This is a genomic window from uncultured Corynebacterium sp. (assembly GCF_902782855.1).
GTDB lineage: Bacteria > Actinomycetota > Actinomycetes > Mycobacteriales > Mycobacteriaceae > Corynebacterium.
In genome coordinates this window covers 1-3832 of sequence record NZ_CACZOO010000160.1, presented here as the reverse complement: position 1 = coordinate 3832, position 3832 = coordinate 1, and the positions used below count along the sequence as shown (strand labels likewise).

At 69.9% G+C, this 3832-nt stretch carries 2 protein-coding genes; both read left to right on the top strand.

The genetic code is table 11. From position 1 onward, the window contains the following. The coding region (locus QZV72_RS07395) for a DUF4194 domain-containing protein (RefSeq protein ID WP_297006763.1) at positions 1-343 on the top strand (343 nt) is incomplete at its 5' end. Beyond that, positions 340-3693 carry an ATP-binding protein gene (locus QZV72_RS07390; RefSeq protein WP_297006760.1) on the top strand — a complete coding sequence of 1118 codons (3354 nt, stop codon included), beginning with the start codon at positions 340-342 and terminating at the stop codon, positions 3691-3693. The genes QZV72_RS07395 and QZV72_RS07390, both read left to right, overlap by 4 nt. Positions 3694-3832 lie beyond the last annotated feature (139 nt).

The window sequence follows — 3832 nt, the reverse complement described above, 5'->3', positions numbered from 1 at the left end:
CGACGAGGCCTACACCCGCGCCGAGACACTCGTGCTCGTGTACCTGCGCAGCATGTGGCAGCGTGAATCCACCGCCGGGGAGCAGGCCGCCCGCGTCGATGTCGAGGAGGTCGAGCAGACCGTGCTGACCTACTTCAGTGACAACGACGGGGACCTCGCCCGCCGCCAGAAGTCGGTGCGCCGGGCCCTGGAACGCCTGCGGCACGAGGGCATCGTCGAGGAGGAGACCGAGGGGCGCTACCTCATCAGCCCGCTCATAGAGATCGTGCTCAGCGCGCAGAAGCTGCGGGAACTCGCCGACTGGCTCGGCGCACATTCGGCACAGGCAGGAGAGACGAAATGACCATGCTCGACACCCTCTTCGGCCTCATCCCGTCGGAGTCCCGCGGTCAGCAGTGGCTCGCCGGCGACCTGCAACTGGTGAACTGGGGCGGCTACGACGGGGCGCACCGCGTCCGATTCTCACCGTCGGCGACCCTGTTGTGCGGGGGGTCGGGTTCCGGCAAGTCCACGCTGATGGATGCCTACATCGCCCTGATGATGCCGCACACCACCCCGTTCAACGGCGCGTCCAACGGGGCGGTCACCGGCCGGGCCCGCGGCGAGGACCAGCGCAACATCCTGTCCTACGGCCGCGGCAAGATCGACGAGACCCGCACCGAGCACGGCACCCGGGTCCGCGTGCTGCGCGGCGACGGGACGGACACCTGGACCGCCGTCGCCATGACCTGGGTCGACGCCAGCGGCACCGAGGAGAAGCGGTTCACCGCGGTGCGCGCCTGGTACATTCCGGCCACCGCCCGCGTCCTCGACGACGCGGTGAAGGTCCGCGGCGTCATCGACGGCGCGTTCGACCTCACCGACCTGGAGGACGCCGCGTCCCGCCGACTGTCGGACGCCGCCGTGCGCGTGACCGGGCTGGAGACGATGGCGACGGACCGCGAGTTCCTCGCCCGGATCCACTCGGCGCTCGGCATCGGCGCCGCAGGCGCGGGCACGAAGGCGATGAACCTGCTCGCCCGCATCCAGGCAGGCCAGCAGATCACCACCGTCGACGAACTCTACAAGCGCATGGTGCTCGAGGAACCGGAGACTTTCGCCACCGCCGACGCCGTGGTCGAGCACTTCGATGAACTCGACGGCACCCGGACCCGCATGGTCACCGCCCAACGACAGGTCAGGGCACTGGTCCCGCTGCGCGAGGCACGCACCAGGATCAGCGACGCCGCCGAGCGGCTCCGGCTGATCAACGAGATCGGACTGTTCCGGGACGAGTCCTCACCGGCCGCGGTGTGGCGGACCACCCGGCGCCTCGACCTGCTGCGGGCGGCGGAGGAGGAGCTGCGTACTCAGGCGGTGGACGCCGAGTCACTGGTAGCCACCCACACCGCGGCAGCCGAAGCCGCGGAGGCCGAACGGGACAGTCTCATCCAGGTGCTGCGGAACTCCGGCGGCGACCGGCTGGAGACAGCCGAGCGCGAACTCGGTGCCGCGCGCCGCCGGTGTGAGCAGGTCACCCGCACCCGGGAGAAGGTCGAGGAGGACCTGCTGGTACTCGGAGCGGGGGTCACCGACGAGGCGGCGTTCACCGAACTGGTCGCACAGGCCCGTCGTGCGCTGTCCGATCCGCAGCTCAAGGCGACCGCCCGGGAGAACTATGCTGAAGCCCGGACTGCGGCGTCCGTCGCACGGAAGCGGCTGACGGAACTGCAGGCCGAGCAGGCGTCCACCGCGCAGCGCACGGACAACATCCCCGGTGAGCTGCACACCGCCCGCGCAGCTCTTGCGGAGGCGGCGGGCCTGTCGGTCGAGGACCTGCCCTTCGTCGGCGAGCTGGTCGAGGTCCGCACCGAGTTCGAGCCGTGGCGGGAGGCCTTCAACCTGGCCCTCGGCGGGTTCGCCACCACACTGCTCATCGACGAGGCGCACCTGCCGCGGTTCCGTGCGGCGATCAACCAGGTGCGTACGCGCGTCCGCGTCCGGTTCGAGGGGGTGCAGACCGGCCTCGCGCGGATCGCCTGTGATCCCCGCCAGCTGCCCGGACGTCTCGACTACCGCGACACCCCCTTCACCGGCTGGTTGCAGGACCGACTCGATCAGCGGTTCGGCTTCGTGTGCGTGGACTCCGCCGACGAGCTTCACGCCCACCGCTTCGCGCTGACGGTCACCGGACAGATGTCCCAGGGGTCCCGCGGCGCCCACGGCGGGCACGGCCGGCGCAATGTGCTGGGCTTCTCCAGCCACCGGCGTGTCGATGAACTCGCCGGGCAGATCGCCGCAGCACAGGCTGCGGTGGACGCCGCGACCGATGAGGTCTCGACGGCCGAGGCGGACCTGGACGCCCTGGATGCGCGTCTGGCGGCCTACCGTCGGATCGTGGATCTGACGTGGGAGGCGGTCGACGTCGCCACCGTCACCGACGAGGTCACCCGCTGGGGGGACGCCGTCGAGGGAATTGCCGGGGGCAGCCCGGAGATCGCGGCGATGCAGAACCAGATCGCCGGACTGAAGGTGAAGATCCGGGGCCTGCAGGAGAAGACCGGGCGGGCCAGGGGCGAACACCAGCACCTCATGGACCGGTGGGACGCCGTTGCCGAGGAGATCGACTCCGCGGAGGTGGCGCTGGCTGAGGCAGAGGAGGCCGGTCGGGAGCTCACTGAGGAACAGGACGCCTGGCTGCGGTCCCGGTTCACCGTCTCAGACGGTGAGACCGGGGACCCTGCGGCCCGGCTGGCACGGTTGGACGCGTCGTTGGAGTCGGCGTCCCGCGTGCTCGAGGAGGATCGGGCGGCGGCGCAGACGACGCTGGCGGACCAGCGGGCCGCGGTGCGGCGGACGATGGAGTCCTTCCTGGACGCCTGGCCGAACCCGAATCTGCGGGCCGACCCGGACACCTCATTGAAGGACTTCGAGCGGATCCTCGAGGAGTTGGAGACCAGTGGACTGCACAAACTGGAGGGGGAGTGGAAGGAGAGTCTGCTGCGCCTGTCCGGCAATGATCTGACGAACCTGGACTCGACGCTGGGCCGGGCGCTGCGCGAGATCCGGGAGCGGATCGAACCGGTGAACCGGATCATGGCCGACCTGCCGTTCTACGATGACGACCACCGGCTGCAGATCACGCTGCGGGAGAACCAGTCCGAGGTGCGGCGCCGGTTCCGGAAGGAGCTGCGGGAGGTGCGTGCGCTGATCGCGGATGCGTCGACCGACGAGGAGCGTGCCGAGGTGTACCCGCGGATGGCACGGCTGATCGACCGGATCCGCCGGGGAGCGCCGGACTACGCCTCGCTGGTGGACGTGCGCAACCACGTCCGGGTCAGTGCGGAGAAGATCACGGCAGCGTCGGGTGAGCATGTGGCGCTGTACGACCACATCGGTGAGAAATCCGGTGGTGAGTCCCAGGAGCTCATCGCCTTCATCGTCGGTGCCGCGCTGCGCTACCAGCTCGGCGACGCCGATGCGGAGCGTCCCCGGTACGCGCCGGTGTTCCTCGACGAGGCACTGATCAAGGCGGACGCGCACTTCACCGCCCGGGCGATCGGCGCGTGGCGTGGGCTGGGGTTCCAGCTGGTCATCGGTGCGCCGATCGACAAGTACAGTGCCATCGAGCCGCACATCGACGTGGAGTACGACATCCTCAAGGACACCTCCGGGCGTTCCTGGGCCAAGCCGAAGGTGGGTGTGGCGGGATAGGAGGGTCGGCGTCCTACACGCGTTTCGCTGACAGTCCGAACAGCCCCGCAGCACAGAGCACGATGACGGTGGCCACGGCAACGACGGCCCCGGCATCCCAGGTGGCGAGCACCAGCCCGCCCAGGCCACCGGCGATGGT

What these genes read in the sequence shown, in the direction of transcription:
- QZV72_RS07390 (WP_297006760.1), top strand. Translation starts at nt 340, where the DNA reads ATGACCATGCTCGACACCCTCTTCGGCCTCATCCCGTCGGAGTCCCGC.